Genomic DNA, 15,900 nt, shown 5'->3' on the forward strand with positions numbered 1-15,900 from the left:
GGCGCGGCTACCAATGCCGGAAGAAGGCGCTGCCGGTTGCCTGTGCCCAAGCTGCCTGCGCAAACGCGCGCGTGAACAGCAGCAGACCAGCAGCTGACGCTGCTTCGTTCGTGACGACATCACGACGATGTCGCGTGATGCGTGATTAAAAATTTCTTCATGAAGCACGCATCATTCGCCGCCTGCAAAACAAGCACGGCGACGAATTTAGATTTGTTCTGAATCAAGGTGCGATGCATGGACAAATTCTCTTTTGTTCTGCATCTGCGAGCACGCCAGTTTTGCTCGTCCGCCGGAGACATCCGTGACTAAAAGCCTGCTGCTCAAGCTTCACCGCTGGGCAAGCCTCGTGTTCGCACTGCCGCTGCTTGCCATCATCCTGACGGGAGTCATTCTCTCCTTGGAACCGATGGTGCAGCACAGTGGTGTAGCAAACTCCGTCGACGCGACGCGCGTGGTCGATCTCATCAAGCGCTACGATCCTGACGGCAAGGCACGCGGCGTCTTCATCAATGCAACCGCGCAGCGGCTGAGATTTCAGGGCTCCGGCGCGCTGCAGATCGATCTTTCGAGCGGCGAGAAAGTCGAGCCCGGCCTCGACCTCGCCGACATCATCGTCTGGGCCCGCTTCAACCATGAGCGACTGCTCGGCCAGCAATGGCTGGTCATCGCTTCGACCATTGCGATGCTGGCTGTGATGCTGATCGGCATCGCCATGGGTTTTCCACGGCTGCGCAACAATCTCGCGGGCTGGCACAAGGGCGCGGCCTGGATCTCATTGCCGCTGATCCTGCTTTGCCCGCTGACCGGTCTTTGCATGGCGTTCGGCCTCACCTTTGCGAGCGAGGCGCCGGCATCGAAGGGACGCTCGCTGTCGCTGCCCGACGCGGTGCGCGCGGTCGCGCAGTCCCGCGACCTCGCCTCCGTCATCTCCATCACCTCGCGCGGCGGCCGCATGATGGCGCGGCTTTATGACGGCGGCGAACTCCGTTTCTATTCAGTCGGCGCCGATGGCCTCACGCCGCTGCCGCGCAACTGGCCGCGCCTGATCCATGAGGGCAACGGTACGGTGCCCGTCACGAGCCTGCTCAATGCCTTGGTGTCGCTGGTGCTGCTGACGCTGCTGGTGACAGGCGTCACGCACTGGGGGCGGCGGTGGGCGCGGCTGAGACACTTGCGCCGCCACCGCGTGGCCGTGCCGCTGAAATCGGCGGCGTAGTCACACCGCAAAACCCGGCGATTTCCGCGCCAGGCCGTCGAACGCGTCGAGCAAGCGCTCGCGCCAGGCATAGACTGGGTCGTCGGCTTCGAGCAGTTTGAACGGGCTCACCACGCGCGCCCATTGGAAGCCGCCGAACACGATGAAGTCGGCATAGTTCGGCGCATCGCCGCCGAGATAGGGTTGCGTCTTCAGGGTCAGCCGCAGCGGATCGAGCGATTTGCGAAAATTGACGACACCCTTGTCACGCATACTGGCAACCTCTTCCAGCGGCCTGCCGAGCCGCGCCTCGCGCGAGGCACGGAAATAGGCCGCATCGGCCTCGCCGAGATGGCCGGGAATGTCGGCAGCGATCAGCGGAAAGATGCCGCCGACCACAGCGATATCGCCCCACCAGTTCAGCATCCGCATTGTCGCACGGCCGCCTTCGCCGCCGAACAGCGAGGCACGATCCGGAAAAGCGTCTTCCAGATAATTCGCGATCACCCAGGATTCGACCACGGGCTTGTCGCCATGCAGCAGCACCGGCACTTTCTCCGAGCCGTGCGGCGCGATCGACGCCTTCTCGGTGAAGCGCCAGGGAATCGAGTTGGCCGTCAGCCCCTTGTGCGCCAGCGCCATCCGCGTCCGCCAGCAATACGGGCTGAACGGGCGCCCGCCGTCGGTGCCGACCAATTCGTAGAGTTTCAGTGTCATTGAGTGGACTGCATCGAGTGGACCGCATCTTTCTGGTGATGCCCGAGCTTGACCGGGTATCCACGACCTACCTTGTTTGTGGCCATACGTTCATGGCCGGGTCAAGCCCGGTCATGAAGGCGACTGTCTGCACAGGTTCACCGCACCGTCGACGCGGTCTGGCCGAACAGGATCTTGCGCTCTTCCTCGGTGCGGATCGCGGGCTGGCCGAAATTCGGATTGACCTCTTTCGCCTTGGCGTAGGCACGTTCGGTCGCAGGCCGCGCGCGGATGGTCTCCAGCCAGCGCTTCAGATGCGGAAACTGCCCGATGTCCTGGCCCTGGTTCTCGTACGGCACGACCCAGGGATAGCTCGCCATGTCGGCGATGGAATAGTCGCCGGCGATGAATTCGCGATCGGCGAGGCGCTTGTTGAGCACGCCGTAGAGCCGGTTGGTCTCGTTGACATAGCGGTCGATAGCGTATTGCAGCTTGTCCACCGCATAGTTGCGGAAGTGATGGTTCTGGCCGGCCATCGGCCCGAGTCCGCCCATCTGCCAGAACGTCCACTGGATCGCGTCGTAGCGGCTATAGAGATCGGTCGGCAGGAACTTGCCGGTCTTCTCGGCGAGATAGAGCAGGATGGCGCCAGATTCGAATAGCGGCAGCGGTTTTGCGCCGCCCTTGGGCGCGTGATCGACGATGGCGGGAATCCGGTTGTTCGGCGCCACCTCCAGGAACTCCGGCTTGAACTGGTCGCCCTTGCCGATGTTGATCGGAAAGACCTTGTAGGGAAGCCCGGTCTCCTCGAGGAACATCGTTATCTTGTGGCCGTTCGGCGTGGACCAGTAATAAAGGTCGATCATAGGCGGCGTCCCTGCTGGCGTTTTCCATGCATCGAGAAAGATGCGATTGCATGAACTTCGCGCCGGCCGGCGCCCAAGTCAATCCCGCTCCATCAGGCAAACCCGCAAACGTGATCTGCTTTTGCCTCAGGACATCCGGCCGTTAGCCCGCAGCAATTTCTCTCCGTCCTCCGTCACCGTCACCACGATGCCAAAACCGGCGATGGTCTCACGCGTGACATAGCCGCGCTCGGCCGCGTCCTCCCAGATGGTCAGGCGCGGACAGGAGGTCTTCCAGGCGCCGATCACCTCGGAATAGGCGCGCGGCTCGCGCGCGATCCATTCGACGAAATCCAGCACCAGCGGATCGGCTGCTTCTGTCATCGACATCTCCCGGAATCGGCACTTGCTTTTCGCTCGCTTGTCCCTTGCACGCAAACCGAGTTATGTTGCCCCAAGCATCAGCTTTCCTGAGGGTGTTTGGATTTGCGGCGGCTGCTTTTTCTCAACGGCATCAAGGCATTCGAGGCGGCGGCGCGGGGCGGCAGCTTTGCCGCTGCGGGGCAGGAGCTCAATGTCTCGGCGGCGGCGATCAGCCGGATGGTGCATCTCTTGGAGGAGCGGCTCGGTGTGGCTCTGTTCGAACGCAAGGCCAACAAGCTTGCGCTGACTGCCGCGGGGCGCGTCTATCAGAACGGGTTGACGCCGATCTTCGACGCGCTGGCCACGCTGACCGCGCAGGTCACCGCGCCAGTCGCCAGGCGCGTGCTCACCATCGGCGTCGGCCCGACCTTTGCGATGCGCTGGCTGATCCCGCACCTCGCCGATTTCCGCAAGGCCCAGCCTGATATCGAGGTCCGCATCACCGCGGGCGGGGTCGCCGCTCCCTTCGGCGACGACTGGAGCTGCGGCATCAAGCTCGGCGACGGCGATTGGCCGGGCCTGGTCGCCGAGCCCCTGTTTGCCGCCGACCTGCAGCCGGTCTGCATTCCCCGGCTGGCGGCTACGCTGAAAAAGGCGTCCGAGCTCAAGGGCCCCGCGCTCTTGCGCGTCGCGCACGCGAGCGAGGACTGGCCGCTCTGGCTCAAGGCCGCGGGGCTGCCGCGGCTGAACGCACGCGGTCCTGAGTTCCAGTATTACGGCCAGGCGCTGCAGGCCGCCGCTGACGGGCTCGGCATCGCCATGGGCATCCGGCCCTATATCGACGACGACCTCGCCGCCGGCCGGCTGGTGGCGCCGTTCGCGCTCACGGTGCCGAAGGGCATGCGATGGTACCTGGTCTACCGCAGCTTCCAGGCCACCCAGCGCGACTTCGCCGCGTTCCGACGCTGGATCATCCAGGCGGCCGCGCAGCCCGCGGCGCAAGCCGACCTCTCCCCGAAAAAACTCCGCGCCGTGTGAACGGCTTCACACGGCTATCGCCGTGAGGCGTGGTTTGGTGTCCGCCCCTGATCCAACGGGAATAGCCTCCAAACGGGGATAGTCATGGACTGCATCTATCAAGGTTACGACATCGAATCCTTCGAAGCCGGGAAGGACCTGTGGCACGCGCGCATCCGCCGCGCCGACCTGAAACCCCTCCTCATCGACGGCGCCTTGTTTCCCAAGGTCGAAGTCGGCTTTGCCTGGCCTGACCAGGAAGCCGCCATCGTCGATGCCAAAAAGCAGATCGATCGAGCCAAGGATTTCTGGAGCGAGCCGGCCGACGACGAATGCGACATCCAGCCCTTCCTGTAACGACGAGGCCGGCCATGCCGAACCTTGAATCCGTGCAACCTTCCCTCTCCGCTCCGCCCGTGCGCTCCGAATGTCCGGAATGCCGTGGCGAGCTGGCCATCCTGCGCGTATTCGGCGGTCGCGCCGGCACCGAATACTGGACCCAGCGTTGCACCAGTTGTGGCGCGATTCATCTGGATATCGTGCAGTCGGCGGCGGCAGCGGCGAGCCAGCGCGCCGAAAGCTGAACCGAACGGACGCGGTTTCACCTCTCCCAACAGGGAGAGGTGGGCCCGCCGAGCCCTGCACATGCTGACCCCCGCAATGCCGATCCCTGCACATCACGTCATGTACTGACACCTGCTGACAGCCGCGCTCCAGTTCCCGCCTGCTCCACACGTCCCGTTTCACTCTTTTATATCGACCTCACTCGTCCCATATTCGCCTGATGGCGAAGACTCCCGATCGGCCGAAAAAGCCCGGCAAAACCCCGAAATCCAAGGCCCACCGACCCGAGGTTCTCCCGATCGGGCCGGCGCTGGCCGAATTGCTCAACCCCGCGATCAATCGCGGCGAGAGCGGCATCGGCTCGTCGACCGGTCTGCAGCCGCCGCCTGATAATTCCTGGGACCGCCGCTCCGGCGGCGAGGCGGCCGCGCATCGGGCGCGCGCCTCGACCCGCGACAAGAGCGAGGAGGTGGCCAGACGCGATACCTTGACGGGCGACAGCGCGAGCGAAGCCGCGCCGGCGAACGGTCTGGCCGAAGCGCCGCAAGCGCACTACGGCACGACGGCAACAGTGCCCTTCCTCGATCCTGAACTCGCGCGCCAGCTTGGGTTGCCGACCGAGGAGGATGATGCGGAGGCGCTTGCCCGTCCGCCGCGCAGCAAGACCGAAGTGCTGGGCGTCAAGGCGACCGCCGACGCGCTGGAGGCGCTGATCCGCGAGGGCCGCCCGGAATTCCGCAAGGAGGACGGCTCGACGCGGGTGTGGACGCCGCACCGGCCGCCGCGCCCGGAGAAGAGCGAAGGCGGTGTCCGCTTCGAGATCAAGTCCACCTATGAGCCCAGGGGCGACCAGCCCGGCGCGATCGCCGAACTGGTCGAAGGCATCGGCCGCACCGACCGCACCCAGGTGCTGCTCGGCGTCACCGGCTCGGGCAAGACCTACACCATGGCCAAGGTGATCGAGGCGACGCAGCGGCCGGCGCTGATCCTGGCGCCGAACAAGACGTTGGCCGCGCAGCTCTATGGCGAGTTCAAGAGCTTCTTCCCCGACAATGCGGTGGAATATTTTGTCAGCTATTACGATTACTACCAGCCGGAAGCCTACGTTCCGCGCACCGACACCTACATAGAAAAGGATTCCTCGATCAACGAGCAGATCGACCGCATGCGCCATGCGGCGACGCGCGCGCTGCTCGAACGCGACGATGTCATCATCGTCGCCTCCGTCTCCTGCATCTATGGTATCGGCTCGGTCGAGACCTACACCGCGATGACCTTCGCGCTGAAGAAGGGCGAGCGCATCGACCAGCGCCAGCTCATCGCCGACCTGGTCGCGCTGCAATACAAGCGCACCTCGGCGGATTTCACCCGCGGCACCTTCCGCGTCCGCGGCGACATCATCGATATCTTCCCCGCCCACTATGAGGACCGCGCCTGGCGCGTGAACCTGTTCGGCGACACCGTCGAGAATATCGAGGAGTTCGATCCGCTCACCGGCCACAAGCAGGACGAGCTCGAATTCATCAAGGTCTACGCCAATTCGCATTATGTGACGCCGCGCCCGACGCTGGTGCAGGCGATCAAGTCCATCAAGGGCGAATTGAAGCTCCGGCTCGACCAGCTCAACGCGCAGGGCCGCCTGCTCGAGGCGCAGCGGCTGGAGCAGCGCACCACCTTCGACATCGAGATGATGGAGGCCACGGGCAGCTGCGCCGGTATCGAGAACTATTCGCGCTATCTCACCGGGCGCCTGCCCGGCGAGCCGCCGCCGACGCTGTTCGAATATGTGCCCGACAATGCGCTTGTGTTCGCCGATGAAAGCCATGTCACGGTGCCGCAGATCGGCGGCATGTTCCGCGGCGACTTCCGCCGCAAGGCGACGCTCGCAGAATACGGCTTCCGCCTGCCGTCCTGCATGGACAACCGCCCCTTGCGTTTCGAGGAATGGGACATGATGCGGCCGCAGACGGTCGCGGTGTCGGCGACGCCGGGCGGCTGGGAGCTGAACGAAAGCGGCGGCGTGTTCGTCGAGCAGGTGATCCGTCCGACCGGGCTGATCGATCCGCCGGTCGAAATCCGCCCGGCCCGCACCCAGGTCGACGATCTCGTCGGCGAGGTACGTGCGACCGCCGCCGCCGGCTATCGCGCGCTGATCACGGTTCTCACAAAACGCATGGCGGAGGACCTCACTGAATATCTGCATGAGCAGGGCATTCGCGTGCGCTACATGCACTCTGATATCGACACCATCGAGCGCATCGAGATCATCAGGGATCTGCGGCTAGGCGCCTTCGACGCGCTGGTCGGCATCAACCTGTTGCGCGAGGGTCTCGACATTCCCGAATGCGCGCTGGTCGCCATTCTCGACGCCGACAAGGAAGGCTTTCTGCGCAGCGAGACCTCGCTGATCCAGACCATCGGCCGCGCCGCGCGCAACGTCGACGGCAAGGTCGTGCTCTATGCCGACTCGATGACCGGCTCGATGGAGCGCGCTATCGCCGAGACCACCCGCCGCCGCGAGAAGCAGGTCGAGTACAACACGGCCAACGGCATCACGCCGGAGAGCGTGAAGAAGTCGATCGGCGACATCCTCAACTCGGTCTATGAGCGCGACCACGTGCTGGTCGATGTCGGCCAGCAAGGCATGGCCGAGGATGTCATCTCGATCGGCCACAATTTCGAAGCGGTGCTGGCCGATCTCGAAACCAGGATGCGCGAAGCGGCCGCCGATCTGAACTTCGAGGAAGCCGCGAGATTGCGCGACGAGGTGAAACGCCTGCGCGCCACCGAGCTCGCGGTCGTTGACGATCCCACCACGCGCCAGCGCACGGTGCAGGAGCGCGCGGGCGCCTACACCGGCGCAAGGAAATACGGCGATGCCGCCAATTTGCCTGAAATCGTCAGCCGCGCCGGCAAATACGCCAAGCAGAGCGGCGGCGGGAGACGCACGTCGTTCGGTTCAGCCCCGGGAGCGGGAGGAGCGCGCGGCGCAGGTGCGCGAGGCGGCGCAAAACAAGAAGACCCCCTCGCCTTCTCTCCGTTCGAGGACGACGACGCCCGCAGCAGCACCAAGCCGCGCGGCGGTGCCTCCAAAGTCCACAAGCCGCATCTCGATGAGATGCACGGCCCGGAGTCCCTCCCCTACCGCCCGGACCGCGCGCTGCCGAACAAGCCCTTCGGCGGCACCAGCAAGATCATCCAGCCGACCAACTCTCGCGAGTCAGGCCCTGAGTTCGGCCCGGCTCCGCGGTCGACGGGTGGCGCGCCGGGCAAGCGCGGTGGGTGGAAGAAGAGGTAAGGTAACGCAGGCTGGCAAAGCGACCGACTTTCGTTGGGCTGGCCTGACGAAACGTTGCTCAGAGAAAACACGAGCGGCCTCAGCAGGATGACCGCGACAGGTGCAGGGTCAAATTCGGCCGCGATGCCGACCGCGCGTCCAACCGGCTTTGAGCCCGGTTAGAACCTGAATCCGTATTGCCATCGCCCTCTTCAAAGCAGCTGCTGATAGCGGGCCAGGCGCGGCTGTATTCATTATGACCAGCTGACTGCTATCCCCATCAGCCCAGCGCGGCACAAAGTCGCTCTCGGCGCGCCACTCTGCCTCGGCGTGGTTTTCGGCCAAATCTTCCAGCGGATCCGGCAGGCACGGCCTGATCTCGTAGTCATTCTCGAATACCGGTCGCGGCATTGCCTCATTGTCCCCCGAGGCCATGTCAACCAGGAGCCCACTTTGTCGGGCCCGTTCCCAGACATCCGCTTCGGTCGGATAGGTCTTGCTCAGCTTCGCCTCGTGGCAAAACAGTGCGTAGGGCATCGTCTGGTGTCCCCCATCTTGCGTCATCCTGGGACACTTTAGCTTTGCAATTCGACTTTTCGTGCGGCGCGATCGTGGCGCTGACGGTTCAAACATCAGCCCTGATTTTGTCCGCCGTCCAATTCGAAGCCAAGCCGGTTACGCCTGCTTCGCCTTCAGGAGCGCTGGAAAGGCGGACTCCTAATATCGACACGGTGGGCCACTTTCGTACTCTTGCCCTGCAATGGCCCATTCGATCACCGACTGCTACTTCTGCGTCGCGATATACTCCGCGATATCGGCGATTTCTGCCCGGCTAAGAGACAAGGTCGGCATGTTCGGATGCGGCTTTAGCAGGAGAAATGCCAGCTTGTTCGCATCGAAGGCAGGTACTTTCGCGAGCGACGCAAATGGCGGAGCTTGATCGGTCGCCAGTTTCTGCTCGCGGTCCACGACATGGCAGCTTGAACACCAGCGGTTTGCGAGGGTCTTGCCATTGTCGGCCTCGGCCGCGAGCGCCGATGATCCGAGAGCGACGCCAAATGCGCACCCGCCCACCAGCAGCGTGCACGACATCCGATCTCTCAGCATCCTAACCTCTTTCTTCGCGACCTTGGTCTTATGGCCAGTCTGCCAGTTTATAAAATGAACCTTCGCACAGGACGGACAAATACAGCGGCACCACCAGATCAACCCGAGGAGCGAGACTGGAATCTAGTGTCGTTCGGCCTCCGCCTCTTGCTCCAACTGCAAGATAAGCGCTCGTACCGCGTCAAACGTCTCTTCGGCTGCGTCGCTGAACAGCGGATCCTCACAACTGGTCAAGGCCGAATTGATCTCCGTCCAATCCTGGGGCTCCAATGCCTTGAGGGCGGCCGGAAAGAAATCACGATCTTCCATCATGATGTGACGCCGCTCATGCTCTATAAAGTCGCGAATGATGTTGTCCACGCTGTCCCGGAGAATTTCACGATCGGCAAGGACAGCATCTATTGCCCCGGCGACACGGCGCAGACGCTGAGACCCCTTTTGGTGCTCAAGTGCAAGGCTACCAACCTTCTTGGCCGCGGCAGGATCGCGAATTTCTAGCTTGGCAAGGACCAGGTCTTCCTGCGGATGATGGTATATCTCCGTATAAACTTCGAAATAGCTTATGATCGCGCGAATGACCTCATAGTCGGGGCGCCCGCTGCGATCGAAAATTTCCAGTTCGCGCTCAAGTATGGAGAGGAGCACCTCAACATTGCGATGCTCTCGGGATAGCCGCTCAATAATCATTGTAGCCTTCAACAAACTATTGGAAGACAAATAAGCCTAACCGAAGTTTATCGCTGCTCTTTGCGTTACATCAAAATCACTCGGTCTTGACGTTCCCATTTGCGCCGCCTGGCCGTCGCGCGCGCCCTGGATTGCTTCGTCGCGTTGCTCCTCGCAATGACTGCCATGAACATTTGTCTCGATCGTCATCGCCCGCGAAGGCGGGCGATCCAGTACGCTGCGGCCTTTCGGCTCAAGCAGTGGCGTCTCTGGAATACTGGATCGTCCGGTCAAACCGGATGACAGCGGAGTTGGACGATGACAGCGGAGTTAGTGGCTGTTTGACAATTGAATCCGAAAGCTGACCTGCGCGGCACGCAGCATCGCTCCCCGCGCGAGCGGTCGCTCGCCTCAAATTCTTGCCTCAGATTTTCCCCTGTCAGATTTTCCCCTGGCCGTTGGCCTGGCTCTGTTGCTCCTGCTGCTTGTCCTGCTCGTGAGCGCGGTGCCGGCCATAGAGGCAGCCGGCGGCGGCACCGAGCGCACCGTGGTGGCCGGCATAATGGCCGGCGACGCCGCCGACGATGGCGCCCTTGATGCAGCCCTTGGCATCGGCGGACGAGGCGACGGCAAACGCAAGCACGGCGACGAGAGCGGCGACGGCGATCTTCATGTGACCCTCGGATGGTTGGCGGTGGCGATGTGTTTGCAATTACAATCCGCGCATCGCGATCAAGTTCCGGGCTGCACAGCGCGCGCACCGGACCTGCAACCCCCACGCGATCTATCGGCGCGCGCAATCTTGCCGACTGAACATCACGAAAGATCGCATGCGCTGCGGGTATCATGGTGAACCGCCGTCAACGTTTCGGCGACGTGTCGCTTAACGATGTCTAGGTCTTTTTCCTGATTGATGCGGCCCGCGAATTGGAGCGGAATGAGCGCGATCACGCCACACGAAGCGTGACGCGATGCGGAGAGCGGATGGTCGCCAATCTTAACCGGACACGCGTGCTGAAGTTTCTCGAAATCTTCTATTCGGGAGACATCGAAGGGGCATTGGCCCGTTGCAGCGACGATGTCGAATTCTTCGCCAATGCGCCCACCGATATCCTGGCCCATTTGGGTCATCGCAAGGGCAAGGACCAGGTGCGGACGATGTGGCGGACCGTCCACGCCCGCTATTGCGAGATGCGCTACGACGTGCCCATCATCATCGCCGACGGCGACAAGGTGGCCGCCAACATCCGCGTCTTCTTCCGCAAGGCCGACAATCAGCGCGTGGTGCAGTTCGACCTCGCCGCCTTCTACACGCTACGCGCCGGGCGCATCACCCATATCCGCGAGATCCTCGATACCTATGACCTGGTCCAGCAGGTGCTGGAGCGCGACATCGGTGCGGAGTTGACCGGGCGGAAGCCGGACGAAGCGTAGGCGCGAGACGCTCGCACCGTCATTGCCCCGCCTCCATTGAACCCAACCGCCCGCTGCGGCGACTTAAACACGGGACATTGCGAACCGAACATTTCATTCATGAAAATTGCGTTGTTTGCTTTGCTCGGCCTGGTGCTGGGTACCGTCGGCGGGGCTGCGCTCGGAATCGGGCTGGGGCTCGCCTGGGTCGAAATCTTCAAACCCACGGATTTCGAAGGCTATAGCGGCATGCTGGTGTTCTTCACCTTCATGCCGGCGGGCGCCATGATCGGCGGGCTCGGCGGCGCCTTCCTGTTCGGCGTGCTGGCCGTCCGCGACAATGAGATCGCGATCGAGCGCGAGCACGGGCGGCCGCGCGACTAACCATTCTCCCGCATAATTGATTTCGGAATGGCCGCATCCGTGCATTGCAGAATTGTGACTTGCACTTCGGGCCGTCCGCACTATTTGTGCGCCAACGATTGATGCAGCAACGAAGCCGGGCACGTCGCCAATGACGCGCCGCTATCGGCTTGTTNGCTGCTTTTTTTACCGCCATTTTCAGGAACGAGCCGAATGACAGAGCACAGCCTCTGGCGTTTTTCACGCGCGTTTTTTCGCGCGATCAACGAACGCCAAATCGACGACATCGCGGAACTGATCGACGACGAGGTGGAGTGGGCCATCTACGGGCCGATCGACATGTTTCCCTTCCTTGGCGCACGGCTCGGCAAGGCCGCGGTGCTGGAGGTGATCAGGCAGATCGCGGAGAACTTCCGGGTGCATCGCTTCGACCGCGAGACCGTGATGCTCGGCGTCGACACCGCCGCCTCGATGCTGCGCTTCACCTTCACCGCGCTCGATTCCGACAAGCCGGTCGCGCTGCGGCTCGCCCATTTCGCCCAGTTCAAGGCGGGACGGCTAAGCCGGCTGCGCGTGCTGCTCGACAGTTTCGACCTGGTCGAGCAGGCACTGGGCCGGCCGATCCATCTTCCGAGAATGGCGCTTGCGTGAAGTGACTCCATAGGGTGGGCGAAGGCGCCGCGCCGTGCCCGCCGATCGCGCCTCACGGCAGATGATCGGTGGGCACGCTTGCGCCTTGCCCACCTACGGCGCCAAATCGCACCTGACGGTAACTTGATCCATCCCGCCACAATTTGGTACGGAAATCACCGCATCCTTGGCGATGGAATGACAAGTTGCGGGCTGGAACAATGATTTCCGTTCTCTCCACGGGCAGGCTGAGCGTTCTGGCGCTGGCGGCAGGGTTTTTGGTTGTGCAAGCGCTGCCGGCGCGAGCGCAGCAGGTATTATCCAACCAAGCGAAACCTGCTGAAGCGAAGCCGGCGCCGGTCTGGCCCGTACAACCGGCCGAGGCCGAGGAAGATTCAGATGATACCCCGGCCGAAAAGCCGGCCGTCGCCGACGCCAACGACCCCGACATGCCCAAAATGAAGGATGTCGACGTCAGCAAGCTCGACTGGAGCCTCCTCAGCGCCGACACCTCTGCGGTTGCCGACGCCAGGGTGAAGGCGGCGGCGAAGAAGGCCGATGACGGCAGCGAGATCAAGTGGTCGTCTGAGAACCAGGCCAACGGCTCATCCGCGGTGTCGGTGAAGCAGTCGATCTCGCCGTTCTGGGATACCCGCGTCGGCGCCGACATGACGGTGGCGCGCGAGCCCACCACCATGTCCGAGTTGCTCGCCGAGAAGTCCGCCAATGGCGGCAACGCACTGCAATCCTCCGGCACCGCATGGGCGGCGATCACCGCGCCGGGCGCAGGCTCGCTCTGGGACAAGACGGCGATCGAGGCGCGCCTCGATCCCTCCCAGGACCAGAGCAAGCTCGGTACCTCCATCAGCAAGCAGGTGCCGCTGGCCAACCAGTATTCGGTCACGCTGCAGAATGGCTACAACGTCACCGATCAGGGCGCGGTCGCGGTGCCCGGCATTGGCGGCCGCACCATGCGCAGCTACGAGACCGACCAGTCAGCCAAGCTCGACATCGGCAACACCGGGGCCAGCGTCACAGCCGGCCAGAGCCTGTCGTCGGCCGACGACAAATGGCTGCGCAAGATCGGCGCCGAGCAGAAGCTCTCCGACGGCGTCACCATCTCCGGCTCGATCGGTGAGACGGCACAAGGCGTAACCAACAAGAGCGTCACCGCGGGCTTCAAGAAGAGCTGGTAACGCTCTGTCAAGCATGATCCGGATCATGCTTGATAAAAACGCGTCATGTTGCGCCACGGCAAATCCATCTAATGATCGCGCATTGCCGCAGATTGGCCGCGATGCGGTCAAATTCAACCGCCCCTATGCATCTGCAATTCGTCGTGCGGGGGACACTCGCGCTCAACACGAAGCAAACGCGAAACAGGGGTTAAGGCCGATGAGCATTCTGCGTTCGGAGAAGACTGAATCCGCCGAAGGCGAGGTTGACACCAATCTCGCAGCGGTGACGGAAGTCGAGGCTGGCATTCGTGATTTCGTGCGCAACGACATCGCCTATCTGCGCCGGCCGGCCACGCTCAATACCAGCACCGAGCCCGCGCTTGACGGAAGTGCGGAGGCCACTGTGAACAATGTCAATTCGCTGATCCAGCGCGTCGCCGGCACGTCGCTGTCGGAGATCGAGAACCTGATCTCCGAGCTGGAAGCCCTGCGCGACCTGCTGCATGCCGAGGGCCAGCGCGTGCAGCGCGAGATCTCCGGCTATGCGCAGCTGAGCCAGGCGGCGATGAAGTCGACCCGCATGATCTCCGACAACGTCTCGCAGTGGAAGCGCGCAGCCGAGACGCTCCGCAACAGCTGACACCAAAGTTCTCGTTCCGCGTAAATCAGCCGCCGCCTCCCCACGGCAGGGGAGCGCGGCGGTACTGATTCGAGAGTTCCCAAAAAAGCTGGCGAGGTGCTTGAACGCATCCGGCGCCCGGCGCGACCAAGGTCTGACGCTGCGTGTTCGCGGCGATCGGGGGACCTGTCACGTCATGGAAAGCTTCCGCCCGGGAAACACCGATCCCATCGCGCTGCGGCCGACGCCGCACCGGATGGGCGTCATCATGATCCGCTTCTCGGTCCTGCTGGTCTTGGCGGTGGTCGGGCTGGCGCTGATCTACAGCCGCTGAGCTGATCTAGGCTGGCTTGGCGAAGCGTTTGAGCTCTCGATGGGCGCGCCGAGCTTGTAGACGCCGTCGGCATAGCCCTTCACGACGATGGTCGCGGTCAGCATCACCGCAATCGTGACGCTTGCGAAAATCCAACCCACCAGTTTCAACGCGCCGCGATCAGCCATCGTACTTCCCCGCCGTCTGTCCCATAACTCAAATAGACAGCGAGAAGTTCATAACAGGTTAGCGAATGATTTGTTTGCTCAACGGCCGCCGCGAGCCAGCATCATGCAACTATTCGCTAACCGTGTTTTCCGCGCATCACCCGGCGACGCGATGGGCCGCTCAGGATGCAGTTTCGCGCCGTGGTACGAAGGCCGTTGCCAGCAGCGAATACACCGGTTCCCCGTGCTGATTGGTTCCGGTCTGGCGCGCCTGCAAAACGCCCCAATTGGGACGCGACTCCGATATGCGCTTGGCGACGATTTCGCTGGCAAAGCTGATGGTGTCGCCGGCCAGCACCGGCTTCAGCCAGCGCAGCTCGCGAAAGCCGGGCGAAGGTCCCCACGCTGCGACCGTCTCACCGCGCGCCACCGCTTCCTTCATCCGCCGCTGGGCGTCCACGACCATCAGCTTCATGCAAACTGAGCCGACATGCCATCCGGAGGCGGCAAGGCCGCCGAACAGTGAGTTGCGGCCCTCCTCCTCACTCAAATGAAAGCGCTGCGGATCGAATTGCGCGGCAAAGGCCTTGATCGCCTCCGCGGTGAAGGTGAAGGAGCCGACCTCGCGCCGCTGCCCGATCTCCATGTCCTCGAAGAACAGCATCAGCGCGCACCCTCCGCACCCTCGCGCCGACCGACGATGATCGGCGAGGTCATCTCGCACAGCGCTTCACCTGCCGCATTGCGCGCCGTGCTCTTGAACATGACGATACCGGTCTCGGGCCGGCTTTTCGACACCCGCGCCTCGATCACGTCGACCTCGAGCGTCAGGTCGTCGCCCGGCCGCAGCGGAGCGAGCCAGCGCACCTCGTTGACGCCCGGTGAGCCGAGCGAAGCGGTGCGGGCGATGAAGCCGTCACACAGCATCCGCATCATGAGCGAGCAGAGGTGCCAGCCCGAGCCGGACAGTCCCCTCAGCATGGACTTCGCCGCCGCCTCCTCGTCGAGGTGCATCGGCTGCGGATCGAACTCGCCGGCGAAAGCGAGAATGTCCTCGCGCGTGACATGGTGTGGACCGAAACTGCCGAAGCGGCCGGGCGGGAAATCTTCAAATCTGAGCGTGGTCATTGCCTGCGTGCTGTTTTGGGGATTGCGGCGAGGAAAGCCAGATTGTGGCCGCACTTTCCGGCAATCTCAATCCTGTTTGCCGGCATGGCCCATACCCGATCCTGATGTCCGAATCTTGCCGGACGGCATGTTCGGGCTGGCCGGGCCGTCAGTTCAAGCGTAAGCACCTTTCGCTTCGCCCGGGGGAGAGTCGACCGATGTTTGAATTCAGGGACCTATTCCAGTGGGACCGCTTTAACTGACCCGGCAATTCTGAAACATGATGGGCGATCTACCGGAAGATGCAAATCGAAGCGAAAAAAAGAGAACGCCAATTCGTCACCTGAACCTGAATTCGTTCTTTTAGGTCGATTTCG

At 62.8% G+C, this 15,900-nt stretch carries 21 protein-coding genes; 11 read left to right on the top strand and 10 right to left on the bottom strand.

Features of this window, described 5'->3' with window-relative positions; genetic code table 11:
- Positions 1-304 precede the first annotated feature (304 nt).
- Positions 305-1,219, top strand: a complete 915-nt coding sequence (locus tag A3AI_RS0102310; protein ID WP_024514020.1) for a PepSY domain-containing protein — start codon at positions 305-307, stop codon at positions 1,217-1,219.
- Here the strand turns inward: A3AI_RS0102310 and A3AI_RS0102315 are convergent, their stop codons facing one another.
- The 3 genes from A3AI_RS0102315 to A3AI_RS0102325 all read right to left on the bottom strand — a co-directional run bounded on the left by A3AI_RS0102315 (position 1,220) and on the right by A3AI_RS0102325 (position 3,123).
- On the bottom strand, positions 1,220-1,915 hold the full coding sequence (locus A3AI_RS0102315) for a glutathione S-transferase family protein (protein WP_024514021.1): 696 nt from the start codon (positions 1,913-1,915) through the stop codon (positions 1,220-1,222).
- Positions 1,916-2,052: 137 nt separating this feature from the next.
- Complete coding sequence (locus tag A3AI_RS0102320; RefSeq protein ID WP_024514022.1) at positions 2,053-2,760, bottom strand: glutathione binding-like protein; 708 nt, start codon at positions 2,758-2,760, stop codon at positions 2,053-2,055.
- 126 nt (positions 2,761-2,886) lie between these two features.
- Positions 2,887-3,123 carry a hypothetical protein gene (locus A3AI_RS0102325; protein ID WP_024514023.1) on the bottom strand — a complete coding sequence of 79 codons (237 nt, stop codon included), beginning with the start codon at positions 3,121-3,123 and terminating at the stop codon, positions 2,887-2,889.
- 102 nt (positions 3,124-3,225) lie between these two features.
- Between A3AI_RS0102325 and A3AI_RS0102330 the strand changes: the two genes are divergently transcribed.
- The 4 genes from A3AI_RS0102330 (at position 3,226) to uvrB (ending at position 7,981) form a co-directional block, all read left to right on the top strand.
- The gene (locus A3AI_RS0102330) at positions 3,226-4,140 is read left to right on the top strand and encodes a LysR substrate-binding domain-containing protein (RefSeq protein WP_024514024.1); all 915 of its coding nucleotides are present in this window, start codon (positions 3,226-3,228) and stop codon (positions 4,138-4,140) included.
- 84 nt (positions 4,141-4,224) lie between these two features.
- A complete protein-coding gene (locus A3AI_RS0102335) occupies positions 4,225-4,476 on the top strand; it encodes a hypothetical protein (RefSeq protein ID WP_024514025.1) in 252 nt (83 codons plus the stop codon).
- 14 nt (positions 4,477-4,490) lie between these two features.
- Positions 4,491-4,703 carry a hypothetical protein gene (locus tag A3AI_RS0102340; RefSeq protein ID WP_024514026.1) on the top strand — a complete coding sequence of 71 codons (213 nt, stop codon included), beginning with the start codon at positions 4,491-4,493 and terminating at the stop codon, positions 4,701-4,703.
- A 200-nt stretch (positions 4,704-4,903) separates the two neighbouring features.
- Positions 4,904-7,981, top strand: coding sequence for an excinuclease ABC subunit UvrB (uvrB, locus tag A3AI_RS0102345; protein WP_024514027.1), 3,078 nt, complete (start codon positions 4,904-4,906; stop codon positions 7,979-7,981).
- A 108-nt stretch (positions 7,982-8,089) separates the two neighbouring features.
- Here the strand turns inward: uvrB and A3AI_RS50165 are convergent, their stop codons facing one another.
- The 4 genes from A3AI_RS50165 to A3AI_RS0102370 all read right to left on the bottom strand — a co-directional run bounded on the left by A3AI_RS50165 (position 8,090) and on the right by A3AI_RS0102370 (position 10,406).
- Complete coding sequence (locus A3AI_RS50165; protein WP_024514028.1) at positions 8,090-8,497, bottom strand: hypothetical protein; 408 nt, start codon at positions 8,495-8,497, stop codon at positions 8,090-8,092.
- Between the two features lie 246 nt (positions 8,498-8,743).
- A complete protein-coding gene (locus tag A3AI_RS0102355; protein ID WP_063615446.1) occupies positions 8,744-9,067 on the bottom strand; it encodes a c-type cytochrome in 324 nt (107 codons plus the stop codon).
- A gap of 123 nt (positions 9,068-9,190) precedes the next feature.
- Positions 9,191-9,754: a hemerythrin domain-containing protein gene (locus A3AI_RS0102360; RefSeq protein ID WP_024514030.1), complete on the bottom strand. Its 564-nt coding sequence runs from the start codon at positions 9,752-9,754 to the stop codon at positions 9,191-9,193.
- A 418-nt stretch (positions 9,755-10,172) separates the two neighbouring features.
- Entirely contained in the window at positions 10,173-10,406 is a 234-nt protein-coding gene (locus A3AI_RS0102370; RefSeq protein WP_024514031.1) for a hypothetical protein, read from the bottom strand.
- A gap of 311 nt (positions 10,407-10,717) precedes the next feature.
- Between A3AI_RS0102370 and A3AI_RS0102380 the strand changes: the two genes are divergently transcribed.
- The 6 genes from A3AI_RS0102380 (at position 10,718) to A3AI_RS47175 (ending at position 14,270) form a co-directional block, all read left to right on the top strand.
- Positions 10,718-11,167, top strand: coding sequence for a nuclear transport factor 2 family protein (locus A3AI_RS0102380; protein WP_024514032.1), 450 nt, complete (start codon positions 10,718-10,720; stop codon positions 11,165-11,167).
- A gap of 99 nt (positions 11,168-11,266) precedes the next feature.
- Positions 11,267-11,530, top strand: a complete 264-nt coding sequence (locus tag A3AI_RS0102385; RefSeq protein ID WP_024514033.1) for a hypothetical protein — start codon at positions 11,267-11,269, stop codon at positions 11,528-11,530.
- A 192-nt stretch (positions 11,531-11,722) separates the two neighbouring features.
- Positions 11,723-12,160: a nuclear transport factor 2 family protein gene (locus A3AI_RS0102390; RefSeq protein ID WP_024514034.1), complete on the top strand. Its 438-nt coding sequence runs from the start codon at positions 11,723-11,725 to the stop codon at positions 12,158-12,160.
- A gap of 200 nt (positions 12,161-12,360) precedes the next feature.
- The gene (locus tag A3AI_RS0102395) at positions 12,361-13,335 is read left to right on the top strand and encodes a hypothetical protein (protein ID WP_024514035.1); all 975 of its coding nucleotides are present in this window, start codon (positions 12,361-12,363) and stop codon (positions 13,333-13,335) included.
- Between the two features lie 199 nt (positions 13,336-13,534).
- On the top strand, positions 13,535-13,957 hold the full coding sequence (locus A3AI_RS0102400; protein ID WP_024514036.1) for a hypothetical protein: 423 nt from the start codon (positions 13,535-13,537) through the stop codon (positions 13,955-13,957).
- A gap of 100 nt (positions 13,958-14,057) precedes the next feature.
- Positions 14,058-14,270 carry a hypothetical protein gene (locus A3AI_RS47175; RefSeq protein WP_156927598.1) on the top strand — a complete coding sequence of 71 codons (213 nt, stop codon included), beginning with the start codon at positions 14,058-14,060 and terminating at the stop codon, positions 14,268-14,270.
- On the opposite strand, the gene A3AI_RS0102410 is transcribed toward A3AI_RS47175, so the two are convergent.
- The 3 genes from A3AI_RS0102410 to A3AI_RS0102420 form a co-directional block, all read right to left on the bottom strand.
- Positions 14,258-14,437 carry a hypothetical protein gene (locus tag A3AI_RS0102410; protein WP_024514037.1) on the bottom strand — a complete coding sequence of 60 codons (180 nt, stop codon included), beginning with the start codon at positions 14,435-14,437 and terminating at the stop codon, positions 14,258-14,260. The genes A3AI_RS47175 and A3AI_RS0102410 overlap by 13 nt on opposite strands.
- 160 nt (positions 14,438-14,597) lie before the next feature.
- Positions 14,598-15,080 carry a MaoC family dehydratase gene (locus tag A3AI_RS0102415; protein ID WP_024514038.1) on the bottom strand — a complete coding sequence of 161 codons (483 nt, stop codon included), beginning with the start codon at positions 15,078-15,080 and terminating at the stop codon, positions 14,598-14,600.
- Positions 15,080-15,544: a MaoC family dehydratase gene (locus A3AI_RS0102420; RefSeq protein WP_024514039.1), complete on the bottom strand. Its 465-nt coding sequence runs from the start codon at positions 15,542-15,544 to the stop codon at positions 15,080-15,082. Before A3AI_RS0102420 ends, A3AI_RS0102415 begins: the two co-directional genes overlap by 1 nt.
- Between the last annotated feature and the right edge of the window lie 356 nt (positions 15,545-15,900).

This window comes from Bradyrhizobium sp. Tv2a-2 (assembly GCF_000472425.1).
Lineage (GTDB): Bacteria > Pseudomonadota > Alphaproteobacteria > Rhizobiales > Xanthobacteraceae > Bradyrhizobium.

What these genes read in the sequence shown, in the direction of transcription:
- A3AI_RS0102315 (WP_024514021.1), bottom strand. Translation starts at nt 1,915, where the DNA reads ATGACACTGAAACTCTACGAATTGGTCGGCACCGACGGCGGGCGCCCG.
- A3AI_RS0102320 (WP_024514022.1), bottom strand. Translation starts at nt 2,760, where the DNA reads ATGATCGACCTTTATTACTGGTCCACGCCGAACGGCCACAAGATAACG.
- A3AI_RS0102325 (WP_024514023.1), bottom strand. Translation starts at nt 3,123, where the DNA reads ATGACAGAAGCAGCCGATCCGCTGGTGCTGGATTTCGTCGAATGGATC.
- A3AI_RS0102335 (WP_024514025.1), top strand. Translation starts at nt 4,225, where the DNA reads ATGGACTGCATCTATCAAGGTTACGACATCGAATCCTTCGAAGCCGGG.
- A3AI_RS0102340 (WP_024514026.1), top strand. Translation starts at nt 4,491, where the DNA reads ATGCCGAACCTTGAATCCGTGCAACCTTCCCTCTCCGCTCCGCCCGTG.
- uvrB (WP_024514027.1), top strand. Translation starts at nt 4,904, where the DNA reads ATGGCGAAGACTCCCGATCGGCCGAAAAAGCCCGGCAAAACCCCGAAA.
- A3AI_RS50165 (WP_024514028.1), bottom strand. Translation starts at nt 8,497, where the DNA reads ATGCCCTACGCACTGTTTTGCCACGAGGCGAAGCTGAGCAAGACCTAT.
- A3AI_RS0102355 (WP_063615446.1), bottom strand. Translation starts at nt 9,067, where the DNA reads ATGCTGAGAGATCGGATGTCGTGCACGCTGCTGGTGGGCGGGTGCGCA.
- A3AI_RS0102360 (WP_024514030.1), bottom strand. Translation starts at nt 9,754, where the DNA reads ATGATTATTGAGCGGCTATCCCGAGAGCATCGCAATGTTGAGGTGCTC.
- A3AI_RS0102370 (WP_024514031.1), bottom strand. Translation starts at nt 10,406, where the DNA reads ATGAAGATCGCCGTCGCCGCTCTCGTCGCCGTGCTTGCGTTTGCCGTC.
- A3AI_RS0102380 (WP_024514032.1), top strand. Translation starts at nt 10,718, where the DNA reads ATGGTCGCCAATCTTAACCGGACACGCGTGCTGAAGTTTCTCGAAATC.
- A3AI_RS0102385 (WP_024514033.1), top strand. Translation starts at nt 11,267, where the DNA reads ATGAAAATTGCGTTGTTTGCTTTGCTCGGCCTGGTGCTGGGTACCGTC.
- A3AI_RS0102390 (WP_024514034.1), top strand. Translation starts at nt 11,723, where the DNA reads ATGACAGAGCACAGCCTCTGGCGTTTTTCACGCGCGTTTTTTCGCGCG.
- A3AI_RS0102395 (WP_024514035.1), top strand. Translation starts at nt 12,361, where the DNA reads ATGATTTCCGTTCTCTCCACGGGCAGGCTGAGCGTTCTGGCGCTGGCG.
- A3AI_RS0102400 (WP_024514036.1), top strand. Translation starts at nt 13,535, where the DNA reads ATGAGCATTCTGCGTTCGGAGAAGACTGAATCCGCCGAAGGCGAGGTT.
- A3AI_RS0102410 (WP_024514037.1), bottom strand. Translation starts at nt 14,437, where the DNA reads ATGGCTGATCGCGGCGCGTTGAAACTGGTGGGTTGGATTTTCGCAAGC.
- A3AI_RS0102415 (WP_024514038.1), bottom strand. Translation starts at nt 15,080, where the DNA reads ATGCTGTTCTTCGAGGACATGGAGATCGGGCAGCGGCGCGAGGTCGGC.
- A3AI_RS0102420 (WP_024514039.1), bottom strand. Translation starts at nt 15,544, where the DNA reads ATGACCACGCTCAGATTTGAAGATTTCCCGCCCGGCCGCTTCGGCAGT.